Genomic DNA, 22419 nt, shown 5'->3' with positions numbered 1-22419 from the left:
GCCTTCCGGTGTTCTGGGTGCGGTGAGCGACGAGCGTTCACGGCCGGGGCCGGCCCTGTCCGCCGGAGAGGTCTCAGACGGGCTGGCGGGTCACGAACGGTTCGGCCTCCCTGGCGAAGTCCTTGAGGCGGGGGTTCTCCAGCAGCGTCCGGATCGGGACCTCGGCGCCCAGGGTCGCCTTGATGCGCGCGATGGCCCGTACCGCCAGAAGGGACTGCCCGCCGAGGAGGAAGAAGTCGCTGTCGGTGCCGACCGGGTGGCCCAGGACCTCGGACCAGATGCCCGCGAGGGCGGCTTCCGTCGAGTCGGCCGGCTCGTCCGGCGCCGTGTCTCCCGAGCCGGCGGCCCCCGGCTCGGGCAGCGCCCGCCGGTCCAGCTTGCCGTTGGGCGTCGCCGGCAGCGAGGGGAGGATCATCACCTCGGTGGGGACCATGTAGGCCGGCAGGGTGGCGGCGAGCCGGTCGCGCAACGCCACCGGGTCGAGCTGCCGGCCGGGGCCGGGCACTGCGTAGGCGGTCAGCCGGGCGGTGTCCGAGGCCCCGTGGACGTGGGCGACGGCGGTGCCGACCCCTTCGAGGGCTCTGAGCGCCGCCTCGACCTCACCGAGCTCGATACGGAAGCCGCGCAGCTTGACCTGGCTGTCCGTACGGCCGAGGAATTCCATCGTGCCGTCCGCCCGGAACCGCGCGCGGTCACCGGTGTGGTACATCCGTGCCCGGGAGGCGCCCGCGAACGGGTCGGGGATGAACTTGCGCCGCGTCAGGTCCGGATCGCCGTGGTATCCGGCGGCCAGGCAGTCTCCGCCGATGTGGAGGTCGCCGGGGACGCCGACGGGGACCGGGCGCAGGTCGCGGTCCAGGATGTAGTAGCGGGCGTTCTGGATCGGCCGTCCGTACGGAATGCTCGTCCAGCGCGGGTCCACCTCGCCGACGCGGTGGTAGTTCGACCAGATGGCCGCTTCGGTGGCGCCGCCGAGGGAGACCACTTCGGCGCGCGGGAAGGCCGAGCGTACGGCGTCGGGCAGCGTCACCGGGATCCGGTCCCCGCTCAGGAACACCAGGCGCAGCGTGGAGGAGGGAGGCGCGGGGCGCAGCGCGAAGAGCGGCTCCAGTTGCTGGAGCGCGGCCGGCGCGGAGTCCCAGAAGGTGATGGGTTCGCCGTCGAGCACGGACAGCAGGCGCCGTGGGTCGCGGACTTCGTCGTCGGTGGCGACCCGGACGCTGCCGCCGGCCGCGAGCAGCCCGAAGACGTCGTAGACGGAGAGGTCGAAACCGAACGCGGTGATGAACAGCACCCGGTCGTCCGGCCCGATACCGAAGGTGGTGTTCACCCAGCGGATCAGGTTGACCACGGGGGCGTGCCTCAGCAGTACGCCCTTGGGCACGCCGGTCGATCCGGAGGTGAAGATGACGTACGCGAGGTCGTCGGGGGCGGCGCGGTGGGGCTTGGGGGCGTCGGCGGGCGCGGGGCCGATGGCGCGGTCCACCCGTACCCGGTCCGTCCCGTGCGGGGCGGGCGGGGCGTCTGTGTCGTCGCCGACCCACAGGATGTGCCGCAGGGCGGGCAGTCCGGCGCTCAGTTCGCTCAGCGCGGCGACCCGGGAGGGGCTGCACAGGACCACGGACGTACGCAGCGAGTCGAGGAGACGGCGGATCCGCTCCGTCGGCAGGGAGCACTCGACGGGGGCGTAGGCGGCGCCCGCTTTCAGGACGCCGAGCAGGGCGACGACGCTGTGCACCGTCCGCTCCAGGTGCAGGGCGACGAAGTCGCCGGGGCCTATCCCCCGGGCGGCGAGCTGACCGGCGACCAGGTCGGCCGCCCGATCCAGTTCGGCGTAGGCGAGACGGCGCTCGCCCTGGACCACGGCGACGGCGTCCGGGGTGCGGGCGGCCTGGCGCTCGACCAGCTCGTGGATGCAGGCGGGGTCGTCGTACTCGTTCGCGGTGTCGTTCCACTCGTGGACGATCCGGTGGTACTCGGCCGGGTCGAGGAAGTCGAGCGAACCGACGGCGGTGTCCTCGCCCGCCCCGGACAGCGCGGTCAGGAGCAGCCGGAAGTGGCGCAGCAGAGCTGCGGCGTCGGCTTCTTCAAGGCGGGCGCAGTCATGTTCCAGGCGGAGGGAGAAGCCTTCGCCGGTCGTGACGGTGAGCTCGATGGGGAGGGACGCCCGCTCGGCCGTCGGCTGCCCGGGGCGGTCCCGTACGCGCAGGCACTTGTCGAAGAGCGGCACATCGGGCGGCGGTTCGCCGAGCGCGGGTGCCCCGTGCGGCGCCGGACGGGTGCGGCCGGGATCGCAGAGGGCCGCGGCCGCCGCGTCGAGGAGGGAGCGCACCGACCGGTCGTAGTCGACCGTCAGCCGGACCGGGACCGGGGCCTGGTGACCGCCGTCCGCCTGGTCATGCGCGCAGGCGGGTCCAGGGACCGCCGCCCCGAAGAGGAGGTCCTTGCCGGCGCCGTACCGCGCGAGCAGCACGGCCCAGGCGGTGAGGGGGAGCAGGGCGGGCTCGACGCCGAAGCGGTCGGCGCAGGCCGCGAGGGCGGCGCCCTCTGCCTCGGTGAGGCGGGTCTCGACGACCGCGCGCCGGTCACCGAGGCGGGCGGGGTGCTCGACGCCGAGCACAGCGGGCTCCGCGAAGCCGGCGAGCCGGTCACGCCAATTCGTCTCCGCTTCTCGCGCTTGGCGTTCCATGCTTTCCACGCTTCCCCTCTCTTCCCCGGCAGCCACTCGACGCCATTCCGCAGAGTGAAATCTTGCTTTCAAGCGAATGGAACGCTAGCCGTTGTCCGCAAGACCGTCAAGCGGCATGAGGTACGGTGAACACCGCTTAGAAAACCTGTCCATGACGGCTTTCGGCGAGAAATCCAACAAGCTTCGGAGGTGCTCTGCCTTGACCGCGACACCCTGGTTCACGGGAACACCCAAGCCGAATCCGGCGATCCGGTTGTTCATGTTTCCGCACGCCGGCGGAGCGGCATCCGCTTTCGCCCACTGGACCACCCTGGGCGGTGGCGGCATGGAGATCCGACCCGTCCAGTACCCGGGCAGGGAGACCCGGCTGCGCGAGCGCCCGCCCGAGAGCATCGGCGCTCTGGCGGACGCGATCGCCTGCGCCGTGGCAGTCGAGGAGCCCGGCGCGCCCTACGCCTTCCTCGGTCACAGCATGGGCGCCCTGGTCGCGTTCGAAGTGGCGCGACGGCTGCGTGAGCTGGGACTCCGCGGACCCGTGGAACTCTTCGCCGCCGCCTGTGCGGCGCCGCAGACCCCGCGCGCTCCGCACGTGAGCACCCTGTCGGACGAGCGCCTCGCCGACTGGCTGGCGGGTGAGGACCCCGCTACGGCAGAGGCGCTCACCCACCCCGAGCTGGCCGCTCTCGTCCTGCCGGCGGTACGCGCCGACCTGACCGCGGTCGAGAACTACCATCTGGCGCCGGGACCGCCGCTCACGTGCCCCATCACCGCGCTCACCGGATCCGAGGATTCCCTTCACGACGCCGCAGTAACGGGCTGGCGAGAACACACATCGGGAATGTTCGGGCATCAGGAATTCCCCGGCGGCCATTTCTTTCTCCGGCCGTCGGCAGCCGCTCTCTTCGATTTCGTCCAGGCCCGGCTCGCGCTCCGCCGGCAGATTCGATGAGGCTGGGCGCGGCACTTCCCCGAAATTGAGCCTGCCCCTCCGCGTCCCACCGGTTCATGAAATTCCGGGGTGGGCGAGGGCCTCGTGGACGGCGGCCCGGTCGATTTTGCCGTTCGCGTTGAGCGGGAGAGCGGGGAACGCGGTCAGCGTGTCGGGGACCATGTATCCGGGCAGTCGTTCGCGCAGCGCGGCACGCAGTCGGTCCGGCTCCGCGCCCGCGCCGCTGAAGGCGGCCACCAGCCGCGTGCCGGTGGTCGCGGTCAGGGCGACGACCACCGCGTCGGCCACCCCCGGCTGCTCCCGCAAGGCCGCCTCCACCTCGGCGGTTTCGACCCGGTAGCCGTGGACCTGGACCTGCGTGTCGAGGCGCCCCACGTGCACGAGGGGCCCGGTGGCGGCCGGCTCGCCGCGTACCACCCGGTCTCCGGTGCGGTACCAGTGCGCGTCCGTCAGGACGGTCGCCGGGTCGTACGGCGAGCCGTCCGGCGTCAAGAACCGGCCGGCGTTGTCCGAGGGATCGAGGTACCCGGCGAAGCGCTGCGCCCCGCGCACGCACAACTCGCCGTCCCTGAGGTGCACTTCCGTGCCCCGGTGCGGCTCGCCGATGGGCACCGTGCCGTTGGCGGGGGCCGGCCAATCGGCCTCGTCGGGCGGCAGCCGGTAGGTGAGGCAGGTGACCGTCAGCTCGGTCGGCCCGTAGCCGTTCTCGATGGCGCCGGCCGGTGCGGCGCGCTTCCATGCCCTCGCCTGCTGGAGCGTCAGCGGCTCCCCGCAGAACATGCTGCGGCGCAGCCCCGGCATGCTGTGCGGCGTGAGCGCCCGCAGCCGCCCGGCGATGGTGATCACGGATGGTACGGAGTTCCAGTGGGTGATGCCGCGGTCGTTGACGAAGCGGACCGGTGTGAGCACCTCGTCCCGGGTCGGGACGACCAGCGCGGCGCCCGAGCCCCAAGCCGCGAACATGTCCAGGACCGACGGGTCGAAGGTCAGGTCGAACGTCTGCGAGAGGCGGGCGCCCGGCCCGGCGTCGCAGCGCGGGACGACGTGTTCGAGGTGGGCGCAGATGTTGCGGTGCCGCACGGGCACGCCTTTGGGCGTGCCGGTGGAGCCGGAGGTGAAGAGGATGTACGCGAGATCGTCCCCGTCCGCAGGGGCGGGCGGCAAAGCGTCCACTTCGACGGTCGGCTGCCCCTGCCGGGCTCTGCCGGGCCGCCAGAGCGGCACCCCGAGGTCGGCGGACGGGCCGTCCTCGTCCGCGACCACCAGGTCCACGTCCGCGGCCCGGACCACCGCCGCGTTGCGTGCCGCGGGGAAGGCCGTCCCGAGGGGCACGACCGTGGCGCCGAGACGCTGTGCGGCGAGGTATCCGGCGTACGCCGTGATCGATCGCGACGCCAACAGGCCGACCCGGTGCGGTATGCGGCCGTCCAGCCGGCGCACGATCCCCGCCGCGACGCGCTGCGCCGCCGCGGCGAGTCCGGCGTAGGTCAGCACCTCGCCGCCGACCTCCAGGGCGGTGTGTCCCGGGTAGGACGCGGCGGAGGCCGCGAACCAGTCGTGGAGCGTGCGGCGACAAGCCACAGTGGTCATCGGTCGGTCATCCTTCCTGTATGCCGCTCGGGTCGGCGGCATCGGCTCGTGCGGGGAACGCACAGCTGAGGGGTGTCGCGAAGTGGCCGCGCAGGCTCTGCCAGCGCAGTCCTCGCCACGTGCCGCGGCAGGCGCCGAGCGGTACGTCGATCGTCCAGGGGCGACCGGTCATCCCCTGCCCGGTCGCCTTCACACACGCCTCCTGCGCGGTCCAGACCCAGGCGAGCTCGCGGGCCGCTTCGGCTGCGGGCAGGGAGTCGAACTCGACGGTGCAGCCGTGCAGACAGCGCCGGGCGAGGGCGCGGGAGGCAGGGGCCCGCGGATGCTGCACGTCCACTCCGACCGGCCGACCCAGCGCTACCGCGACGGCCACCGTCCCGCCGTCGTGCGACACGCTGACGCCCACGCCGGGGTGTCCGTCGAGGCGCGGCCTGCCGCCCGGATCAGCGAGGACGCCCACCCGCGCGGCGGCCGGACGCGTCCGGGCGAGCAGTTCCCGCAGCAAGCCGCGTCCCGCGAGGAACTCCCGCGCCCGCCATCCCGGCATGCCGTCCGCCCGGTGCCGGTCGCCGGGGTGGGTGCTCACCGGGACGTCGTCCACGTCGGCCGCCGCCAGCCACACCCCGGACGCCACCTCGATCACGGGGGACGCCCCCGCCGCCGCGGGCGGCGCCTGCGCATCCACCGTCATGCGGTGCAGGCCCGCATGTGCCCGTGTACGGCTGCCCGGACGTCGGCCGGCGCCTGCGGGTCGATCTCCAGGTCGTGCAGCCACGCGGCATCGTCCCGGTAGCGCGCCCGGAACGGTCGGCCGACCAGCGACGGATCCCGTGCCTGGAGGAACCGCAGCTGGAACCAGCGGCCCTGCCCGGTCTCCTCGTCTCCGTCGACCACGACCTTGCCGGGCGTCGCGGACATCACCGGGCCGCGCACCGTGCGGGCGAGTCCCGGCAGCGTCCGGTAGGCGTCGCGGAAGATGCCGGCCGCCTTGGCGAGCGGCACCTTGAAGTACTCCTGCGGGCCGGTGTCGCGCTCGACGAACATGTAGTACGGCACCGCCCCCGCCCGGAGTTCGGCACGCCACAGCCGGCCCCATACGTCCGCGTCGTCGTTGACGTGCGCGATCAGCGGCGCCTGGCAGTAGATCACGGCCCCGGTGGCGCGGATCCGGCGCAGCGCCTCCTGGGCGAGGTCGGTCTCCAGCTCGCGCGGGTGGCTGAAGTGGGCCATCACCGCGAGCTGCCGGCCCGACGCCACGACCTTCTCGAACAGGCGCAGCACGTCATCGGCGTCCTGGTCGGTGACGAAACGCTGCGGCCAGTACGCGACCGACTTGGTGCCGATACGGATGGTGCGGAGCGATTCGACGTCCAGGAGCGGTTCCAGGTGTGTGCGCAGCCGCTCGGTGGACATCACCATCGGGTCGCCGCCGGTGACCAGGACGTCGTGGACCTCGGGGTGCGCGGCGAGATAGCGGATCAGGCCCGAGGGGTCGGGAGCCGCGAAGCGCAGGTCGGCGTCCCCGATGAACTGCGCCCACCGGAAGCAGTAGGTGCAGTACGCGTGACAGGTCTGGCCCTGGCTGGGGAAGTACAGCACCGTCTCGCGGTACTTGTGCTGGAGGCCGGCCAGGGAGGCGCCGTCCTGGGCGGGTACGTTCAGTTCCCGTTGGCCGGAGGGGTGCGGGTTGAGCCGCTCCCGGATGTCCGTGACCGCCTCGCGCAGCAGGAGCTTGTCGGCTGGGTCGGCGGACAGCTTGGCCAGCTGCCGGTCGTCCTCCTCGGTCAGCATCCCCTGCTGCGGGAACGTCAGTTGGAACATCGGGTCGGCCGGCCCGCGGTCCCAGTCGACGAGTTGGTCCAGGACGTAGCCGTTGACCCGGAACGGCAGCACGAGCGAGACGCGGCGCACCAGCTCGCGCACGTCCTCCGGCAGGCCGTAGCGGTCGGCTATCTCGTCGATGTGGCGTGGCCCGAAGGCGCGGAAGCGCTCGGCCGTGCGGGTCGAGGGCTCGGTCGTGAAGATCATCGTGCCGTCCTCCCGGCGGTCTTCTTGCGGAACAGCGCGTCACCGAGGACGAGGAAGTCCAGGTCCATGGCGCGGAAGGCCGCCAACGCGTCCCCGCGGGTGTTGACGATGGGCTCCCCCTTGCCGTTGAAGGAGGTGTTGAGCAGCACCGGTGGCTCGCCCTGCCGCTCCAGCGCGTCGAGGACCGCGCCCACGGCCGGAGCCTCGTCCGCAAGCAGGACCTGCGGGCGCGTGGTGCCGTCGACGTGGACCACGCCGGGCGCGACGCGCCGGCCCAGTTCGGTGGCCCGGGCCGCGCCGAGCATGTACCGGCTGAGGTGCTCCTGCGGCTCCCACAGCCGCGCGCCGTACTCCGGTCGCGTCACTCCGGCGAACGGCCGCCACTGCTCGCGGTCCTTGATGACGTTGACGCGGGTGTTGACCTCCACGGTGCTGGGCACGGCGATGATGGAGCGGCGGCACAGTGCCCGCGGGCCCACCTCGGCCCGGCCCTGCGCGACCGCGCCGACCCGCCCGTCGAGCAGGAGCGCGGTGACGGTGTCGACGTCCAGGTCGGAGCGGAGCAGGTCCGACGTGTCGAGGGAGGAGGGGGTACGCGAGCGGGCGCGGCCGTCGATGTCCGTGCCGAGGTAGGGGCTCAGCGGGCGGCCGGTGCGGTGCTTCGGCGGGTTCACGATCCAGGCGGCGCCGAGGGCGACGCCGGCGTCGTGCGGCACCGGGGGCACGTACAGCGGGCCGGGCAGCGTTCCGTTGGTGCTGCAGTTCAGTGCCACCCCGCCGGCCAGGCACAGTTCGTCGGCTCCGGAGAGTTCGCGGGTGGCGGCGGCGAGCGCGGTGACCGTCTGCTCGACGATCCGCTGGGCGGTGTAGGCGACCAGGACGGCGTGGGGGTCCTCGGCCAGCCGGCCCTCCGGTACAGCGGGAGCGTCCGCGCCGGCGATCTTCGTATAGCGCTCGCGCCAGGCGGCGACCGTCGTGTCGTACTGCTCCTTGATGTCCTTTGCGGTGGCCCGGCCGGTGTTCTCCGGCAGTGGTCCGACGGCCAGCCGGAAATCGTCGGCGGCGAGGTCCACCAGCGGTTCGACCGCGGTGCCGCGCGCCCGCCCGTAGGCGGCCAGGCCCATGGTCTTGCCCGCGTTGAGGAAGGAGAAGCCGAGCCAGGTGGACGCCGCGTCGTAGGCGTAGCCGAGCGAGGAGGTCCGGGGCCAGCCGCGTTCCCGGCGCGGCTCGGCGCCGTCCTCGAAGGTCCAGATGGTGGTGGACTCGTTCTCGCCGTGCCCGTCGATCACCAGCACCCCGGCCCTGGTGAAGGGGGAGGCGTAGAACGCGGAGGCGGCGTGCGCGGCGTGGTGGGGCACCCGGACCACCTCGGGCAGCCGGCCGCCGAAGTCGAGGCCCACCGCGTAGGCGAGGAACTCGGCATCGTCGGCGAACCGCGACGGGTAGAGCTGCTCGGTGTCCCAGCCGACGGCGACCACATCGATGTCGGCCGCGGTGATGCCGGCCTGTTCCACGCAGAACTGCGCGGCGTTGAGGGGTTTGCGGTACAGCGAGTGCCGCACCCGGTTGCAGCGCTCCTCCTCGGAGAAGGCGACGACCTCGCCGCTCGTATCGACGAGGCAGGCGGCCGTGTCGTGCCAACCGGTGGGTGGCGCGTTGACACCGAGAATCCACATGGGTCGCTCCGTGAGTGGTGGGGGGAGTGTGACGACGGGCCCTAGAGGGCCACCGGCGCACTCAGGGGCACGTCCTGTTCGGCGGGCAGGCGCAGCCGGTCGAGTTCTTCCTGCGCGGATTCGGCGACTATCGACCGCACGATCTCGGTGGCGCCGCCGCTGATGCCGAAAATGGCCGCCTGGGCGCGGAGTTGCTGCACTCCTCCGGTGGAGAAGCCGTGTGATCCCTGGAGTTGCCCGCAGGTCTCCATCACGTGGTTGACGGTGGTGCCGGCGGCGGCCTTGAGCATGGCGGCGGCCGTGTTGTCGTGTCCGTCGACGACGCGGGCCCGCAGCCGGTCGCACAGGCCCTGCAACTGGTGGACGGCGATGAGGCTCTTCGCGAAGCGCTGCCGGACGCTCTCCAGGTCCCACAGCGTTCCGTTGCCGTATGGTCGGTTCTTCAGCCAGCGGAGGGTGCTGTCCAGGGCGCCACGGCAGAGCTCCACGCTCCACAGCGCGCCCGCGAGGCGCTCGGGGCCGATGTGCCGGATGAACGCCGCAAAGCCCATGCCGACGCGCCCGATGATGTGCTCGTTGCCCAGCCGTACGCCGTCGAGGTCGATGTCTCCGGTGTCGGAGCCGTCGAACAGCACGGTGTCGGACGGGCGCACCGTGACGCCGGGGGCGTCAGCCGGTACGAGGAACCAGGTGAAGTTCGTGAAGTGCGGCCCCGGTCGGTGGCGGGCGAGGACGAGGAGGTACTCCGCCGCCATGGCGTTGTTGATCCAGCGCTTCGCGCCGTTCAGCTCCGCCTCGCGCTCCCCGAGCCGTGCCTCGGTCCGCAGGGAGGCGAGGTCCGATCCGGCGGTGGTGTCGGTGGCCGCGAGGGCGACGACAGCCTGCCCGGCGAGCGCCCGCCGCAGTGCCTCCTCGCAGGGGCCCGAGCCGCCGGCGAGCAGCGGCAGCGTGGTGGCCGCCTGAACGCACAGCGACATGGTGCTGCCGAAGGAGAACCTCTCGCCGGCCGCCGCGAGGACGTGGGCCAGCCGCTCCGAGGCCACACCGGCGGCCACCGCCCCGTCCGGGTACATCCACTCGATCAGCCCGGCTTCGCCGAGCGCCGCCCACAGATCGCGTCCGCTCGCCGTCGCCGGTAGACCGCCGAAGAGCCGGCGCAGTGCGCCGCGGCTGCCCGGGGCAGACGACGGGGCGCCGTCGCGGGCGGGTGCGGTGGCGGGGGGCCGGTCAGGCAAAGGACACCTCCCGGTCCAGCAGCGCGAGCCGTCCGTCGGCCAGGTGCAGCCGGTCGTTCTTGTAGTTCAGCGCCGCCGAGCGCAGGTCGCGCAGCGCCTGCTCGATCCGGGTCGGCGAGTCCTTGAGGTAGCCGTGCTGGAGGCCGACCGCGTCGACCAGGTCGTCGACGGCGGCGTGGCACTGCTCGGAGGCGGTGATCTTCAGACTGTTCAGGAGCAGTTGGTTGGCCGGGGTGGTGATGTCCTGGGTGGTCTCCACCATCGCCAGGGTGTGTCGCAGCTGCGCGTGCACGGCGTCAAGGCGCTGGCGCGCGGTGGAGAGCCGGGTGAGCAGGAGCTCGGAAGCGAGGTCGAACCGCTTGCGGCCGGCCGGGCCGCGCACCAGGCCGAGGGTGCGGGACAGAGCGCCGGCGGCGGTGCCGAGCCAGGACGCCGACCAGCCCAGATGCGCGTATGGGCCGAGCACCTGGTTGGCGATGTCGCGGAACGGCGCCCCCGGGCCGATCACCTGGTGGCGGGGGACGGCGCCGGCCAGTTTGAGGGGCGCGCTGCGGGTGGCCCGCATGCCCATCGGCTGCCAGTCGCCGGCAGGTTCGACGAGGAGCTGGTCGCGCGCCGCGTACACCAGCGCGACGTCGTTGTCGGCCGTGGCGCCGACGTTGCGCATGGTGATGAGGAACCCGTCGGCGTGCTCGCCTCCGGTGACGACGGGTGCGAACCGGTCGATGGCCAGCTCGTCCCCCCGCTCGTGCAGTGCGGCGTGGGCGCTGTAGAGGTGACCGCCCTTGCCGCTCTCCGTGCTGACCGACGCCAGGTAGTGGCGTCCGGCGCCGAGGGTGGGAAGCAGCTGCGAGCGCAGCGGCTCGGCCGCGTAGGCCAGGACCGCGGCGGCCTGCTGGCAGTGCATGGTGAATATCAGGGCGATCGACATGTCGCACCTGCCCAGGGCGATGCCCGCGTCGACGACGTCGCGCAGGGCGCCCCCCAGGCCCCCGTACTCCTGGGGGACGACGAGCCCGAGCAGACCGGTGTCGCGCAGTTCGTCCAGCGCCTGGACGGGGAAGGCCGCGTCCCGGTCAGCGGCGGCCAGGTGCCGCTCGGCGACAGCGGTCACCCGGGCGACTCGGCCGGCGAGGTCCAGCGGGTCGGCGTCCTGCGGTGCGGGTGCGGCCACGCTCACCGGGCCACCTGCTCCGGCGGGAGCTGCGCGGCGACCGCTGCCCACAAGGACCCTGGCGACCCGAAGACGGTTTCGTTCAGTTCGCTGTCCGGCAGGGTGATCCCGTAGGTGTCCTCGATGGTGAACAGCAACTCGATGGAGCGCATGGAGTCCATGCCGAGGTCCCGCAGGGGGGAGTCGGCGGCGATCTCGGTGGCGGCGTCGACTTTCAGTTGCCGGCGCAGCAGGTCGATGAATCCGCTATCCACAGCGGTGTCCTCTCTCAGGGTCGGCGTGCGCTCGTCGCGCGGCGGACGATGCGGCAGAGCCCGTCCACGCTGCGCAGGTTCTCCGGGACGAGGTCGCCGGCGTCGAACTCGACGCCGAGCCGGGCCTCGAGGCGGTCGATGACGTCGGCCATGCGGAACGAGGTGAAGCCGGGCAGGACGGCGAGGTCGGTGCCGTCGGCAAGCAGCGCGGCGGCGTCGGCGTCGAGGACGTCACCGACCACGGCGGCGACCTCGCACCGCAACGCGTCGCCGGCGCGGTCCTGATCGCCCCCCGCACCGGGCATGGTCCCGGCTCGGGGGTCCCCGGCCGCGGCGGTCTCCTTGAAGATCCGTCGGTCGGTCTCCAGGAGCGCCGCAAGCTGCGGGACGATGCCCGCAGGTTCGGGGCGGTCGCGTGTCACCCGCCGGTACGCCAAGTAGGACTGCGTGACCAGCTTGTCCCAGTGGCCGAGGTGTTCTGCTGTCTCCCGGTCGGGTGTGCCGTCCGCCCTGAACAGGGCGTGCAGTCGGCGTGACCTGGCGAGCAGCCAGACGTCCCCGGTCAGCCGGTGCAGCACGCGTTCGCGGTCGGCGCCCGCGTCGAAGGCGGCGAGGTAGTCGTCCATGGGGAGGTGCTCGACGCGTGTCCGCGGGCGGGGAGCGGGCCCTGGCCCGGGAACGATGTCGAACAGCTCGACCCGAGTCAGTCCGGCCAGTTCCTCGGCGGTCACCGCCCAGCTCCCGGGTTTCGCGGCGCCCCACTGGGTGTCGTTGTCGTAGGCGTCGATGACCGACCAGGTGCCGCCGGGCGCCTCGGGCGCGGCCAGCAGGAAGCTGTGGGCCATGTGCTGCCGTCCGAAGTACGGCAGCCACGGCATCTCGTGGGCGTCGGCGACGGCGTAGCGGAGCTTGCCGGGCGGGATGTCCACGGGGAGCCGGGGGCCCTGGGATGAGGCCTGCCCCCGTACGGCCAGGTGCAGGGTGCGCTCGGCTGCGGCGAGCCCCGCCGCCAGGGGAGGGTCGACGGTGGGCAGGTCGTCCGCGCCGGGATACCAGCGGGAACTCAGCTCGGCGCCGAGGCCGAGATGCGTGCCCTCACCGTGGAAGGCGTCGGCGAGTACGGCCAGATTGGATTGCACGCAGTCCAGGACGTCCGCCCGGATCCGCGACGGGTCCGGTGACTGCTTCTCCGTATGTTCGTGCACACATCCCCCATCGTGTCGGCTGGAGCCCACGGCGCGGTCGGGCTCGGGTACGCCAGGGCCCTGTGCCACGGACCGTCGCGGCCCGCCATGGCGTCAACACGCCACCGGACGGCCGCCGGACGGGTCACGGCTCCTGTCGCCTGACCCGCACCAGCCCTGCACTACTTCCGCATTGCGGAATGTTTCGTCCGTATTACGGTAACAAGCTAGACCGGTCGATCGATTCGGAGCAACACCCCGTGATCTAGATCACTGGTTCGTCAACTTCTGCTTACTGCGCCGCAGTTGCGACTCGCACCGCCACGGGGGTGCGGCATCCGGCGCGCCGGAGCCGATGGTTGACGCCCCGGAAGAGTGCGCCCTACAGTCGAATTCCTTATCGCTATGTGGACTTCATATTCCGAATTACGGATACCGGGCGAGGGAAGACATGCAAGAGACGGAAGCACTGGGTCCGATAGCCGAGGCCACGGACCGGCTCGTGTCCACTGTCAGGAAGCTCTCCGACGAGCAGGTCGGCGATGCGACGCTCGTACCGCCGTGGACCCGGGGCCATGTGATCACCCATGTGGCGCGGGCCGGCGACAGCCTTTGCAGGCTGCTCACCTGGGCACAGACCGGAGTGGAGACTCCTCAGTACCCGAGCATGCAGGCGCGGGCGGCCGAGATCGAAGCCGGCGCCGGGCGGCCGGTGGCGGAACTCCTCACCGATGTCGCGGCCGGCGCCGACCGCTTCGCAGCCGCCGTACGCGCGCTCTCCCCGGCGGCATGGCGGACGGAAGTGCGCATGCGCACCGGGGAGTCGCGGACACCCGCGACCCTGGTCCCCACCCGGCTGCGCGAACTCGAAGTACACCATGTCGACCTGGCCGCCGGTTACACCTTCGCCGACGTCCCGCAGGCCGCCGCCCGCTGGATCATCGACGACATCGTCGAGGCGCTGCGCCGCCGCGAAAGCACCGATCCCCTGCACATCGAGGCGACCGACACCGGCCTCGTCCGGAAGCTCGGGACCGGCGGCACGCTCGTCACAGGCACCCAGGCCGATCTCCTGGGCTGGCTCACCGGGCGCACCGGCGGCGACGGGCTGTCGTCGTCCCCCGCAGGCGCCCCGGTCCCCCCGGCGCCGTACTGGATCTGACGCCCACCCCTGCTTCGACACCGCACGAGAGGACCGACGGCCGGCGTGGTCTCCACGAGGACAAGCGGGTGGCCCGACGCCCGCCTGCTGCACGATTTCATGCTCACGGGGGCGGACCGGGAGCCCGGCCGGCCCGCGGTCGTCGAAGCCCTCCCAGACGGCAGGCTGCACACCGTCACCTACCGCGAGCTGGCATCGCGTACCCACGACTACGCGGAGCGCCTGGCTCCGCTGGGTCTCGACGTGGGGGACCGCGTCATCCTGGAGGCGGACACCTCGGCGGACTCCGTCGCCATGCTGCTCGCCTGCTCGACGCTGGGCCTGCCCTTCGTACCGGTCAGCCCCGAGACGCCGGTGGGCCGGATCGCGCGGATCGCGACACTCGCTGACCCCGCGCTCTTTCTGACCACCGACAACACCTGCCGGACCGAACTCCCGGCGGGCGTGGGGTCCGGCCGCTTCGGCCCTTCGGGCATCGAGGTGTGGCAGCGGCCCGCGATGCGGGTCCGGCAACGGCGCGCCGTCGTCGAGACCGATCCGGCCTACATCATCTTCACCTCCGGCACCACGGGGCGCCCCAAGGGCGTCGTGATGACGCAGCGCGGCATCGTGTCCTATCTCCGGATGCTGATCAATGACAGCGACATCGCCCCGGACGAGCGCATCGCCACCACTGCACCCTTGCAGTTCGACCTGTCCCTCTTCGACATCGGGCTCGCCCTCGGCAGCCTGGCCTGCGCGGTGCCGGTACCGCGCGATCTGCTGCGCTGGCCGCGGCGGTTCCTGCGCTTCCTCGCGGACGCCGAGGTCACCCAGGTCAACGGGGTCCCCTCCGTCTGGCGCCAGGTGCTGCGGCACGAGCCTGACGCGCTCGCCCGCCTGGACAAGCTCCGCGCCACCCTCTTCTCCGGCGAGGAGTTCCCCCTGGCGGACCTGCGCCACCTCCAGAAGCTGCGCCCCGGGATCAAGGTGCTGAACAGCTTCGGGCACACGGAGTGCATGTCGTGCTCGCTGACCCCGGTGCCGAACCCGCTGCCGCCGGACACCACCCGGCTGTCCATCGGCAACCCGCACCCCGGCTCCGAAGGCATGCTCATGGACGCGGACGGCAACCTGATCGAAGAGCCGGGAGTCACCGGCGAGCTCTACCTCCGCTCCCCTGCCATGTTTGCCGGCTACTGGGACGATCCCGAGGCGACCGCGGCGGCGCAGGTCCCCGACCCGCTCAACCCCCGCTCCGGCCAGCTCGTGTTCCGCACCGGAGACCTGGCCTTCCGAGGAACCGGCGGTGAGCTGTACTACTGCGGCCGCACGGACTCGCAGGTGCAGATTCGTGGCAACCGGGTGGAACTGGGCGACATCGAGAGCCGCTTGGCGGAGCATCCCGCCGTCACCGCCGCAACCGCTCTCGTCGCACCGAACGCCGCGGACGAGCCGGTGCTCTGCGCCTTCGTCGCCACCCGGACGCGAGAGCCCGAGATCGACGCGCAGCAGATCCGCGCCTTCTGCGCCGCACACCTGCCCGCCTACATGGTCCCGGAGGAAGTGCGCTTCCTCACGGAGCTGCCGCTGACCCAGAACGGCAAGGTCGACCGCGCCGCGCTACGCGCCCGCGTGTGACCCGCCTCCGCCAACCGGCTCGCCGGCCGGACCCGAGCAAGGAGCCAGTTGCCTTGTCCCCCACCCCGCAGGACCTGATGCGCCGCGTCTCCGACGACGAGGTGAAGTTCCTCGACATCAGGTTCTGCGACCTCTTCGGCCAGGTCCACCACTTCAGCATCCCGACCACCACGTTGAAAGAGTCCTTCTTCACCGAAGGGGTCGCCTTCGACGGCTGCTCCATCCGTGGCTTCGAGTCCATCGAGAAGTCGGACATGCTGCTCATCCCCGACCTCGACTCGGTGTCCGTGGACCCCTTCCGCGCGAAGAAGACGCTGATCCTCAACTCCTTCGTGCACGACCCGGCGACCGGCGAGCCCTTCAGCCGCGACCCGCGTCACGTCGCACGCAAGGCCGAGCGCCACCTGAGGGAGTCGGGCATCGCCGACCGCGCCTACTTCGGCCCGGAACCCGAGTTCTCCATCTTCGACTCCGTACGGTTCGGCGAGGACGCCAACGCCGCGTTCCACCAGCTTGACTCCGCGGAGGGCTGGTGGAACACCGGTCGCGAGGAAGAGGGCGGCAACCTCGGCTACAAGATCCGCTACAAGGACGGCTACTCCCCCGTCAGCCCCCACGACCAGTTCGCCGACCTGCGCGACACGATGGTCACCGCCTTGGAGGACTGCGGCATCGTGGTGGAGAAGTCACACCACGAGGTCTCGTCCGGCGGCCAGACGGAGATCAACTACGTCTTCAACACCCTGCTCCGCTCGGCGGACGAGCTCCAGCTGCTCAAGTACGTCGTGAAGAACACCGCCTGGCAGCACGGCAAGACCGTCACCTTCATGCCCAAACCGCTCCAGGGCGACAACGGCAACGCCCTGCATGTGCACCAATCGCTCTGGCGCGGTGACCAGGCACTGTTCCACGACCCGCTCGGCTACGCGGGGTTGTCCGAGCTGGCCCGTCACTACATCGGCGGCGTCCTGCGGCACGCCCCGAGCCTGCTGGCCTTCACCAACCCGTCGATCAACTCCTATCACCGGCTGCTCCCCGGCTATGAGGCACCGGTCAACCTCAGTTACTCGCAGGGCAACCGCTCGGCCAGTGTCCGCATCCCCGTAACCGGCGCCGACCCGCGCGCCAAGCGGGTGGAGATCCGCTTCCCGGACGCCACCAGCAATCCGTATCTCGGGTTCTCCGCCCTCCTCATGGCGGGCCTCGACGGAATCCGCCACAAGACCGAGCCCCCGGAGCCGATCGACGCGGACCTCCACGGAACCGAGGACGGCCACACGCTCGCCCGGCTCCCGGAAAGCCTCGGCGAGGCGATGAACGCGCTCGAACGGGACCACGACTACCTGCTCGAAGGCGGAGTGTTCACCGCCGACCTGATCGAGACGTACGTCGCCTTCAAGCGGGAACGAGAAGTCGAGGCGATCCGCCAGCGCCCGCACCCGTACGAGTTCGCGCTCTATTTCGACGTCTGAGGCGAACAAGGAGCAGCGCCAGCCGGGCGGCCGCTCCGTCGCCGCAATCCGCCACACCCACGCGCCTCCAGCGGGACCGGCGGCGCAGCGAGATCGGGCAGGCGGCAGGCGGCACAGTGCGGGCGGGGCCGGGCACCGGCCCGGAGCCAGGTACCACCGCGGCGCGTGGTGGCGCGACCGGGGCGGGCAGCAGCAATGGGGACGGGCGCGGCAGCGCGTTTCCGCGGCAGCACGCCGCGCGGCGCGGGTCCCGTCGGGAAGGCGCCAGAGGTCCAGGAGCCACCCGTCGCCGAAGTCGGCGTCCCGCAGCTCGTCGATGCCTCCCGTGCGTGCCGGCGGCTGGGTGGCCGGGCGGGCGGCGGTGCGCTTGGCCCCGCACCGCCGCGGGGATCCACCCAGCGCGCTTAGCCGCCAGGTCGGGGCATGACCGACGGCGCCATGACGGCGGCGACCCTCGGGAGATTTGGTCTGGACCATTGCTCTCGAAGGCGGTGTGGGGGAAGCTGCTCACCGAGCGCCGGATCATGACGATCGGAACGCCGACACGCTCGCCCCCGGATGAGGAAGGCAGCACCACACCCATGCGCAAAGCGATCTCGACCCTCAGCCTGACCGGAGTGCTGGCCGCGGCAGCCCTGCTGCTCGCCCCGTCCGCCCAGGCCGCCGGCCTCGTCTACGTCGGCATGTACCCGACCGCCGCCGCCTGCGACGCGGCCGGCAAGGACTACGTGGCTCGCGGCCTGGCAGTCAGCTACTTCTGTGACGTCACGCCTCACGCCAGCCGCCTGTCCATCTGGAACTGACCGTACTGATCTCCGCCCAGCCGGACTCCCGGCATGCAGACCTGGCTGACGGTCTGCGCGGCCGGGGGGAATCGAGGTGTGGAACGCCGCGGCAGCTGCTCGCTGCCGCGGCGGACCATCGGTGACCGACTGGAGCCACCATGACGTCACCCGGCTCACAGCCCCGCTGGACGCCGTTCCCCGCGGTCGGGGGCCCGGTGGGCAGGTCCCGGCAACAGCCTGAGCACCTGTCCGCCGACCACGACTCCGGCAAGTGACGTCACTTCGTGCGCGCTCGCGGCAGCACGCCGAAGATCGCACGCAAGGGTGCGGCCCGCAGATCCGGCCTGGGCCGGACCAGGTGGGCCGTCGAGCGGACCTTCGCCCGGCTCCACCGGGCGGACCGCTACGACGTACCAGTCGACCTCCACCTATGACTGGTCCAGGCCGCCTCGCCGTACGGGCACGACGGCTTCCTCATCGAGGTGGAGCAGGTCGCCGCGCTGGTGACCGAGTTGGTGCACTGACCGTCGCGCCGTGCTCGCGCGCGGCGGCCCCGACGCCGGAGGCCGCCTGCCGGCCGCGAAGCTCAGCGCCGTGCCCGCGGAGGCGTCCGGTGTGTGGAGTCGGGGGTCGCGGATCGGTGCTCTACCCGTTCAGGTGACTGTGTTTCAGCTCCGCGCGAGCCAAGATCATGTGGTGAGTCCCTCCCTGACGCGCCGTGTGTGCGCCGCAGCCCTGCTGCTGACCTCCGTCCTGGTCCCCGCCTCAGCCTCGGCCTCCGCTTCAGCCTCTCAACCCGCTGATCCCGGCACGGGGCCCGGGCGTACCGTGCAGGCTCGTCTGCTCGGCGAGAAGACCGTCCCGCACAAGCTCGCCTTCCAGGGCACCACCGTCGGCGGGTTGTCCGGCATCGACCGCAACCCGTGCACCGGCGAGTACGTGTTCATCAGCGACGACCGCTCCTCCCTCCAGCCCGCCCGCTTCTACACCGCCAGACTGGAGGTGGACGGCCGCGGGGTGCGCGCCGTCGACTTCACCGGCACCCACCCCTTCCTCCAGCCTGACGGCTCGGTCTATCCGGCCCCGGCCCTGGGCGACGGCAGGGCCGTCGACCCCGAGGAGATCCGGGTCGACCCGCGCAGCTGCGCCTACTGGTGGGCGCAGGAGGGCGACCGGCCCCAGGCAGCCGGTCCGGCCGTCATCCAGCCCTCCGTCCAGTTCGCCTCCCCCACCGGCCGGTACCGGGGGCAGTTGGAGCTGCCGGCGAACTACCAGATCACGATGCAGGAGCGCGGTCCCCGGCGGAACCAGGCGATCGAGGCGATCACCTTCGGCGCGAAGGGCAAGGTGGTGACCAGCGCGATCGAGGGTCCACTCCTCCAGGACGGCGCGGAGCCCGACACGGCCAACGGCGCACTGGTCCGCGTCACCCAGCAGGCCCGGGGCGGCCGGATCCTGGGACAGTACGCCTACCCGCTGGAGAAGATCTTCGCCGAGAACGATCCTGACAGCCCCTGGGGTCCGGACACCGGGGTCCCGTCCATCCTCGCCTTCCCCGACCAGCCCCACCGCTACCTGGTGCTCGAACGCACCTGGGTCGCCGGCGCGGGCTACAAGATCCGCCTGTTCGACGCCACCACACACCAGGCGACCGACGTGAGCAAGATCCAGTCGCTGGTCGGGCGCGATGTGACACCGATGCGCAAGAAGCTCGTCACGGACTTCGACACCCTCGGCCTCACCGCCGTCGACAACACCGAGGGGATGACCTGGGGACCCGACCTGCCCTCCGGTGAACGCACCCTGATCCTCGTGAGCGACGACAACTTCACCCCCGAAGCGATCACTCAGATCGTCGCGCTCGGCATCCGCTGACCTCGGCCCGGTCCCGGGGTGCCCGGCGCCCCGGGACCGGGCCCCGGGCCTGGCCGGGTGCCCTGCCGGGCAAGGCGGGGGGGGGGACGGGCCCCCCGCCGTGACGATCGGGGCGGGAACCGGACGAGTGAAGTGTTCGGTGCTCGTGGTGGCGGCGCCGTCTGTCAGAGTCGGTCCTCGTGACGAGTCAGCCGCAGCAGCCCTTACGTCCCGACGATGTCCCTGCCGCCCGGCCCACTCCCCTCGGGGAGGTGCCGGCTCCGTTGTCGGTGGGGATCGAGGAGGAGTTCCTGCTCGTCGATCCCGTCGACAGGTCCCTGCGGCCCGAGGGGCCGCAGGTGGCCACGGCGGTCGCCGATGAGCTGGGCCGCCATGTCGGTACCGAACTGACCCGCTACCAGGTCGAGGGGCGCACCGACCCCCATGTCCACCTGGGCGAGGCCTTGGCGGAGCTGCGCTCCGTACGCGCGGCACTGGCGCGCGCAGCCGCCGGGCGGGGGCTGCGCATCGCCTCCAGTGGGTCACCGATCACCGGTCTGGTCGCGCCCGTTCCCCTGACGCCGGGCTCGCGGTACGCGGAGAGCCTGTCCCTCTTCCGCGCGCTGGACGACGAGCAGAGCGCGTGTGCGTGCCACGTGCATGTCGGCGTCGCAGACCCGCGCGAAGCGATCGAGGTGAGCAACCACCTGCGGCCCTGGCTGGCCACGCTGACGGCACTGGGGGCGAACTCGCCGTACTGGGACGGCCGCGACACCGGCTACGCCAGCTGGCGCACCACCACCTGGGGGCGATGGCCGGTGGCCGGCCCGCCCCCCTACTTCGAGTCCCCCGCCCACTTCCGGGAACTCGTCGACGAACTCATCCTCAGCCGGACCGTCCTGGACCGCGGCGGCCTGTACTGGGACGTCCGCCCCTCCCACCACGTGCCCACCGTCGAAGTGCGCGTCGCCGACGCGGCACTCGCCCCCGAGGACACCGTCCTGCTCGCCGCCGTCGTCCGCGCGCTGGTCGCCACCGCGCTGGGGGCCGTCCGTGTCGGCGAACCGGCGCCCCGCCCCGCACCCGAGATCCTGCGCGCAGCATCCTGGCGGGCCGCACGCGACGGACTCGCCGGACGCGCCCTCGACCCCCTCACCCGCCGGCTGGTCCCCGCGGCCGAGCAGGTCGAGCGCATGCTGCGCACCCTGTCCCCCGCTTTGGAACAGCACGGTGACCTCGGCCTCGTACGCGATCAGTGGAAACGCCTGCGCACACACGGCGGCGGAGCCGACCGTCAGCGTGCCGCCTACCGCTGCCGTTCCAGCCTGCCTGACGTCGTCGACCACGTCATCGCCGCCACCTGCCCCTCGCAGGCACCTCCGGCCACCGCGCTCGGTGCGCCCACCGATCAGGCCCGGCCACGGTGAATCCGCGCACCGAACGTCAGGCCGGGGGGAGGGCAGCGCCGGAGGTCGGGGACCTGATGTGCTGACGCGGGCGGCACGGCGCGGGACGGCGACATCGTCGCGGCCTACGCACCCCTGATGGAACATCCGGACCCCGCCGTGCGGGAGAAGGCCGCAGCCGACTGGTGCGCCTGGGAGGACGCGGTCCTGTCCGGCGAGACGAACGGCGCCTCCCACCCGTACGGAGGCCGCCCGCCGGCCGAGCAACTGGCCCTGGTGCGCATCTGCTCGCACTACTTCTCCCACGGCGCGTGGCTGGAGGAGGGCGCCCTCCTGCGCGACGCGCACCGGCTGGCCGGCATTCCGGGCGTGCTGGTCCACGGCAGGCTCGACCTGGCCGGACCGCTCGACACGGCGTGGGAGCTCGCCCGCGCCTGGCCCGATGCCGAGCTGACCGTCGTCGGCACGGCGGGACACCTGGGCGGCGACACGACCCGCGCCCATGTAGTGAGGGCCCTCGACCGGTTCGCCACAGGCCGGGCATGAGACCGGGCTGTCCGGCGCTCGGAGCCATGGGCACCGGGCGAGAAGCGGGGGAGGCGACGGCGACCGGGGGGGCGATGCACGTGGCACTCCGGCCCTTGACCTCAAGCATGGTTGAGCCGTGAGGGTCACCGCATGAGCACTCACACATCGACGGTTCTGCTCTTCCGGAACACCATGCGCATCACCGACGGGCATCTGGCAGCCTTTCGCCACGCCATAGACGCCGCGGTCACCTTCGCGCAGCAGCACGGGCCCCAGCTGATGGTGGAGACCTTCGTGGACGAGCAGCGGATGCTCGCCCACAGCTTCCAGCTCTACCAGGACTCCGACGCCGTCCGTCTCCACTGGCGACTGGCGGACCCCTACATCCAGGAGGTGATGCGACACTGCCGCGTGGAGCACTTCGAGATCTTCGGCACACCGGACACGGACGTGGCCGAGGGCGTGCGTGCGGCGCTGGGCGGCGACGGCGGGGTGACGTTCCACCCGCGTATCGCCGGCTTCGTCCGCTTCGCCGCCGACGCACCCGGCGCACAGCGGCCGCACATGTGAGGAGTACGGCCCGGGCCCCCGTCCCGTGCGCCATGACGGCGTACGGGATGGCCGGTGGCCGGTGGCTCCCCCGGCAGCGCCGGCGGCAGTCGGCCTCGGACTCGCCCTGCGTGGATTGACCCGTTTGCGTTCGTTCTGTACGGCGCACCGGAGGCAGGCGTGACCGCTCGGCGTGTACTCGGTGCGCCCTTCCGTGCCCGATGTGTGACGGGAATGATGAGCGCACCGCACGAACCAGGCGAT

General features: G+C 72.0%; 17 protein-coding genes and 1 pseudogene. 9 read left to right on the top strand and 9 right to left on the bottom strand.

Annotated elements, in window-relative coordinates; translation table 11 throughout:
* Positions 1-73: 73 nt before the first annotated feature.
* Positions 74-2689 (bottom strand): non-ribosomal peptide synthetase, encoded by a 2616-nt coding sequence (locus C6N75_RS17925; protein ID WP_105869914.1) that lies wholly within the window; start codon positions 2687-2689, stop codon positions 74-76.
* A gap of 199 nt (positions 2690-2888) precedes the next feature.
* On the opposite strand from C6N75_RS17925, the gene C6N75_RS17920 reads away from it, so the two are divergent.
* Positions 2889-3638, top strand: a complete 750-nt coding sequence (locus C6N75_RS17920) for a thioesterase II family protein (protein ID WP_181160519.1) — start codon at positions 2889-2891, stop codon at positions 3636-3638.
* Positions 3639-3692: 54 nt separating this feature from the next.
* Here C6N75_RS17920 and C6N75_RS17915 read toward each other — a convergent pair whose 3' ends face one another.
* The 8 genes from C6N75_RS17915 to C6N75_RS30755 are packed head-to-tail and all read right to left on the bottom strand — an operon-like array spanning position 3693 to position 12800.
* Entirely contained in the window at positions 3693-5228 is a 1536-nt protein-coding gene (locus tag C6N75_RS17915; protein WP_105869912.1) for an AMP-binding protein, read from the bottom strand.
* Positions 5229-5235: 7 nt separating this feature from the next.
* On the bottom strand, positions 5236-5919 hold the full coding sequence (locus tag C6N75_RS17910) for a 4'-phosphopantetheinyl transferase family protein (RefSeq protein WP_105869911.1): 684 nt from the start codon (positions 5917-5919) through the stop codon (positions 5236-5238).
* Positions 5916-7256 (bottom strand): KamA family radical SAM protein, encoded by a 1341-nt coding sequence (locus tag C6N75_RS17905; protein ID WP_105869910.1) that lies wholly within the window; start codon positions 7254-7256, stop codon positions 5916-5918. The genes C6N75_RS17910 and C6N75_RS17905 overlap by 4 nt, the downstream gene beginning before the upstream one ends.
* A complete protein-coding gene (locus C6N75_RS17900; protein WP_105869909.1) occupies positions 7253-8932 on the bottom strand; it encodes a carbamoyltransferase C-terminal domain-containing protein in 1680 nt (559 codons plus the stop codon). Before C6N75_RS17900 ends, C6N75_RS17905 begins: the two co-directional genes overlap by 4 nt.
* Before the next feature lie 41 nt (positions 8933-8973).
* The gene (locus C6N75_RS17895; RefSeq protein WP_105869908.1) at positions 8974-10167 is read right to left on the bottom strand and encodes an acyl-CoA dehydrogenase family protein; all 1194 of its coding nucleotides are present in this window, start codon (positions 10165-10167) and stop codon (positions 8974-8976) included.
* Entirely contained in the window at positions 10160-11347 is a 1188-nt protein-coding gene (locus C6N75_RS17890; RefSeq protein ID WP_105869907.1) for an acyl-CoA dehydrogenase family protein, read from the bottom strand. Before C6N75_RS17890 ends, C6N75_RS17895 begins: the two co-directional genes overlap by 8 nt.
* Positions 11344-11595: an acyl carrier protein gene (locus C6N75_RS17885; protein ID WP_105869906.1), complete on the bottom strand. Its 252-nt coding sequence runs from the start codon at positions 11593-11595 to the stop codon at positions 11344-11346. Before C6N75_RS17885 ends, C6N75_RS17890 begins: the two co-directional genes overlap by 4 nt.
* Positions 11596-11609: 14 nt before the next feature.
* Complete coding sequence (locus C6N75_RS30755; RefSeq protein ID WP_181160518.1) at positions 11610-12800, bottom strand: acyl carrier protein; 1191 nt, start codon at positions 12798-12800, stop codon at positions 11610-11612.
* 334 nt (positions 12801-13134) lie between these two features.
* Between C6N75_RS30755 and C6N75_RS17875 the strand changes: the two genes are divergently transcribed.
* From C6N75_RS17875 to C6N75_RS17840, 8 genes and pseudogenes are all read left to right on the top strand, one after another.
* Positions 13135-13941, top strand: coding sequence for a maleylpyruvate isomerase family mycothiol-dependent enzyme (locus C6N75_RS17875; RefSeq protein WP_105869905.1), 807 nt, complete (start codon positions 13135-13137; stop codon positions 13939-13941).
* A gap of 99 nt (positions 13942-14040) precedes the next feature.
* Positions 14041-15561 carry an AMP-binding protein gene (locus C6N75_RS17870; protein ID WP_105869904.1) on the top strand — a complete coding sequence of 507 codons (1521 nt, stop codon included), beginning with the start codon at positions 14041-14043 and terminating at the stop codon, positions 15559-15561.
* 53 nt (positions 15562-15614) lie between these two features.
* Positions 15615-17033, top strand: a complete 1419-nt coding sequence (glnA, locus tag C6N75_RS17865) for a type I glutamate--ammonia ligase (RefSeq protein ID WP_105869903.1) — start codon at positions 15615-15617, stop codon at positions 17031-17033.
* A gap of 581 nt (positions 17034-17614) precedes the next feature.
* The gene (locus tag C6N75_RS17860) at positions 17615-17836 is read left to right on the top strand and encodes a hypothetical protein (RefSeq protein ID WP_105869902.1); all 222 of its coding nucleotides are present in this window, start codon (positions 17615-17617) and stop codon (positions 17834-17836) included.
* Positions 17837-18646: 810 nt separating this feature from the next.
* A complete protein-coding gene (locus C6N75_RS17855; protein ID WP_258177477.1) occupies positions 18647-19693 on the top strand; it encodes an esterase-like activity of phytase family protein in 1047 nt (348 codons plus the stop codon).
* Between the two features lie 251 nt (positions 19694-19944).
* On the top strand, positions 19945-21099 hold the full coding sequence (locus C6N75_RS17850; RefSeq protein ID WP_258177476.1) for a carboxylate-amine ligase: 1155 nt from the start codon (positions 19945-19947) through the stop codon (positions 21097-21099).
* Positions 21100-21171: 72 nt separating this feature from the next.
* Positions 21172-21624, top strand: a pseudogene (locus C6N75_RS17845) (prolyl aminopeptidase); the annotation flags it as partial.
* 132 nt (positions 21625-21756) lie between these two features.
* Positions 21757-22176: a hypothetical protein gene (locus tag C6N75_RS17840; RefSeq protein WP_181160516.1), complete on the top strand. Its 420-nt coding sequence runs from the start codon at positions 21757-21759 to the stop codon at positions 22174-22176.
* Positions 22177-22419: the final 243 nt, after the last annotated feature.

The sequence above is a fragment of the Streptomyces solincola genome (assembly GCF_002982015.1).
GTDB lineage: Bacteria > Actinomycetota > Actinomycetes > Streptomycetales > Streptomycetaceae > Streptomyces > Streptomyces solincola.
Note: the sequence above shows the minus strand (reverse complement) of the source record. Positions and strands in the feature narration are given on the sequence as shown.

Excerpts from the sequence above, each read along its gene's own strand:
- C6N75_RS17900 (WP_105869909.1), bottom strand. The coding sequence starts at position 8,932 with ATGTGGATTCTCGGTGTCAACGCGCCACCCACCGGTTGGCACGACACG.
- C6N75_RS17840 (WP_181160516.1), top strand. The coding sequence starts at position 21,757 with ATGAGCACTCACACATCGACGGTTCTGCTCTTCCGGAACACCATGCGC.
- C6N75_RS17875 (WP_105869905.1), top strand. The coding sequence starts at position 13,135 with ATGGTTGACGCCCCGGAAGAGTGCGCCCTACAGTCGAATTCCTTATCG.
- C6N75_RS17905 (WP_105869910.1), bottom strand. The coding sequence starts at position 7,256 with ATGATCTTCACGACCGAGCCCTCGACCCGCACGGCCGAGCGCTTCCGC.
- C6N75_RS17915 (WP_105869912.1), bottom strand. The coding sequence starts at position 5,228 with ATGACCACTGTGGCTTGTCGCCGCACGCTCCACGACTGGTTCGCGGCC.
- C6N75_RS17910 (WP_105869911.1), bottom strand. The coding sequence starts at position 5,919 with ATGACGGTGGATGCGCAGGCGCCGCCCGCGGCGGCGGGGGCGTCCCCC.
- C6N75_RS17925 (WP_105869914.1), bottom strand. The coding sequence starts at position 2,689 with ATGGAACGCCAAGCGCGAGAAGCGGAGACGAATTGGCGTGACCGGCTC.
- C6N75_RS17870 (WP_105869904.1), top strand. The coding sequence starts at position 14,041 with ATGCTCACGGGGGCGGACCGGGAGCCCGGCCGGCCCGCGGTCGTCGAA.
- C6N75_RS17860 (WP_105869902.1), top strand. The coding sequence starts at position 17,615 with ATGCGCAAAGCGATCTCGACCCTCAGCCTGACCGGAGTGCTGGCCGCG.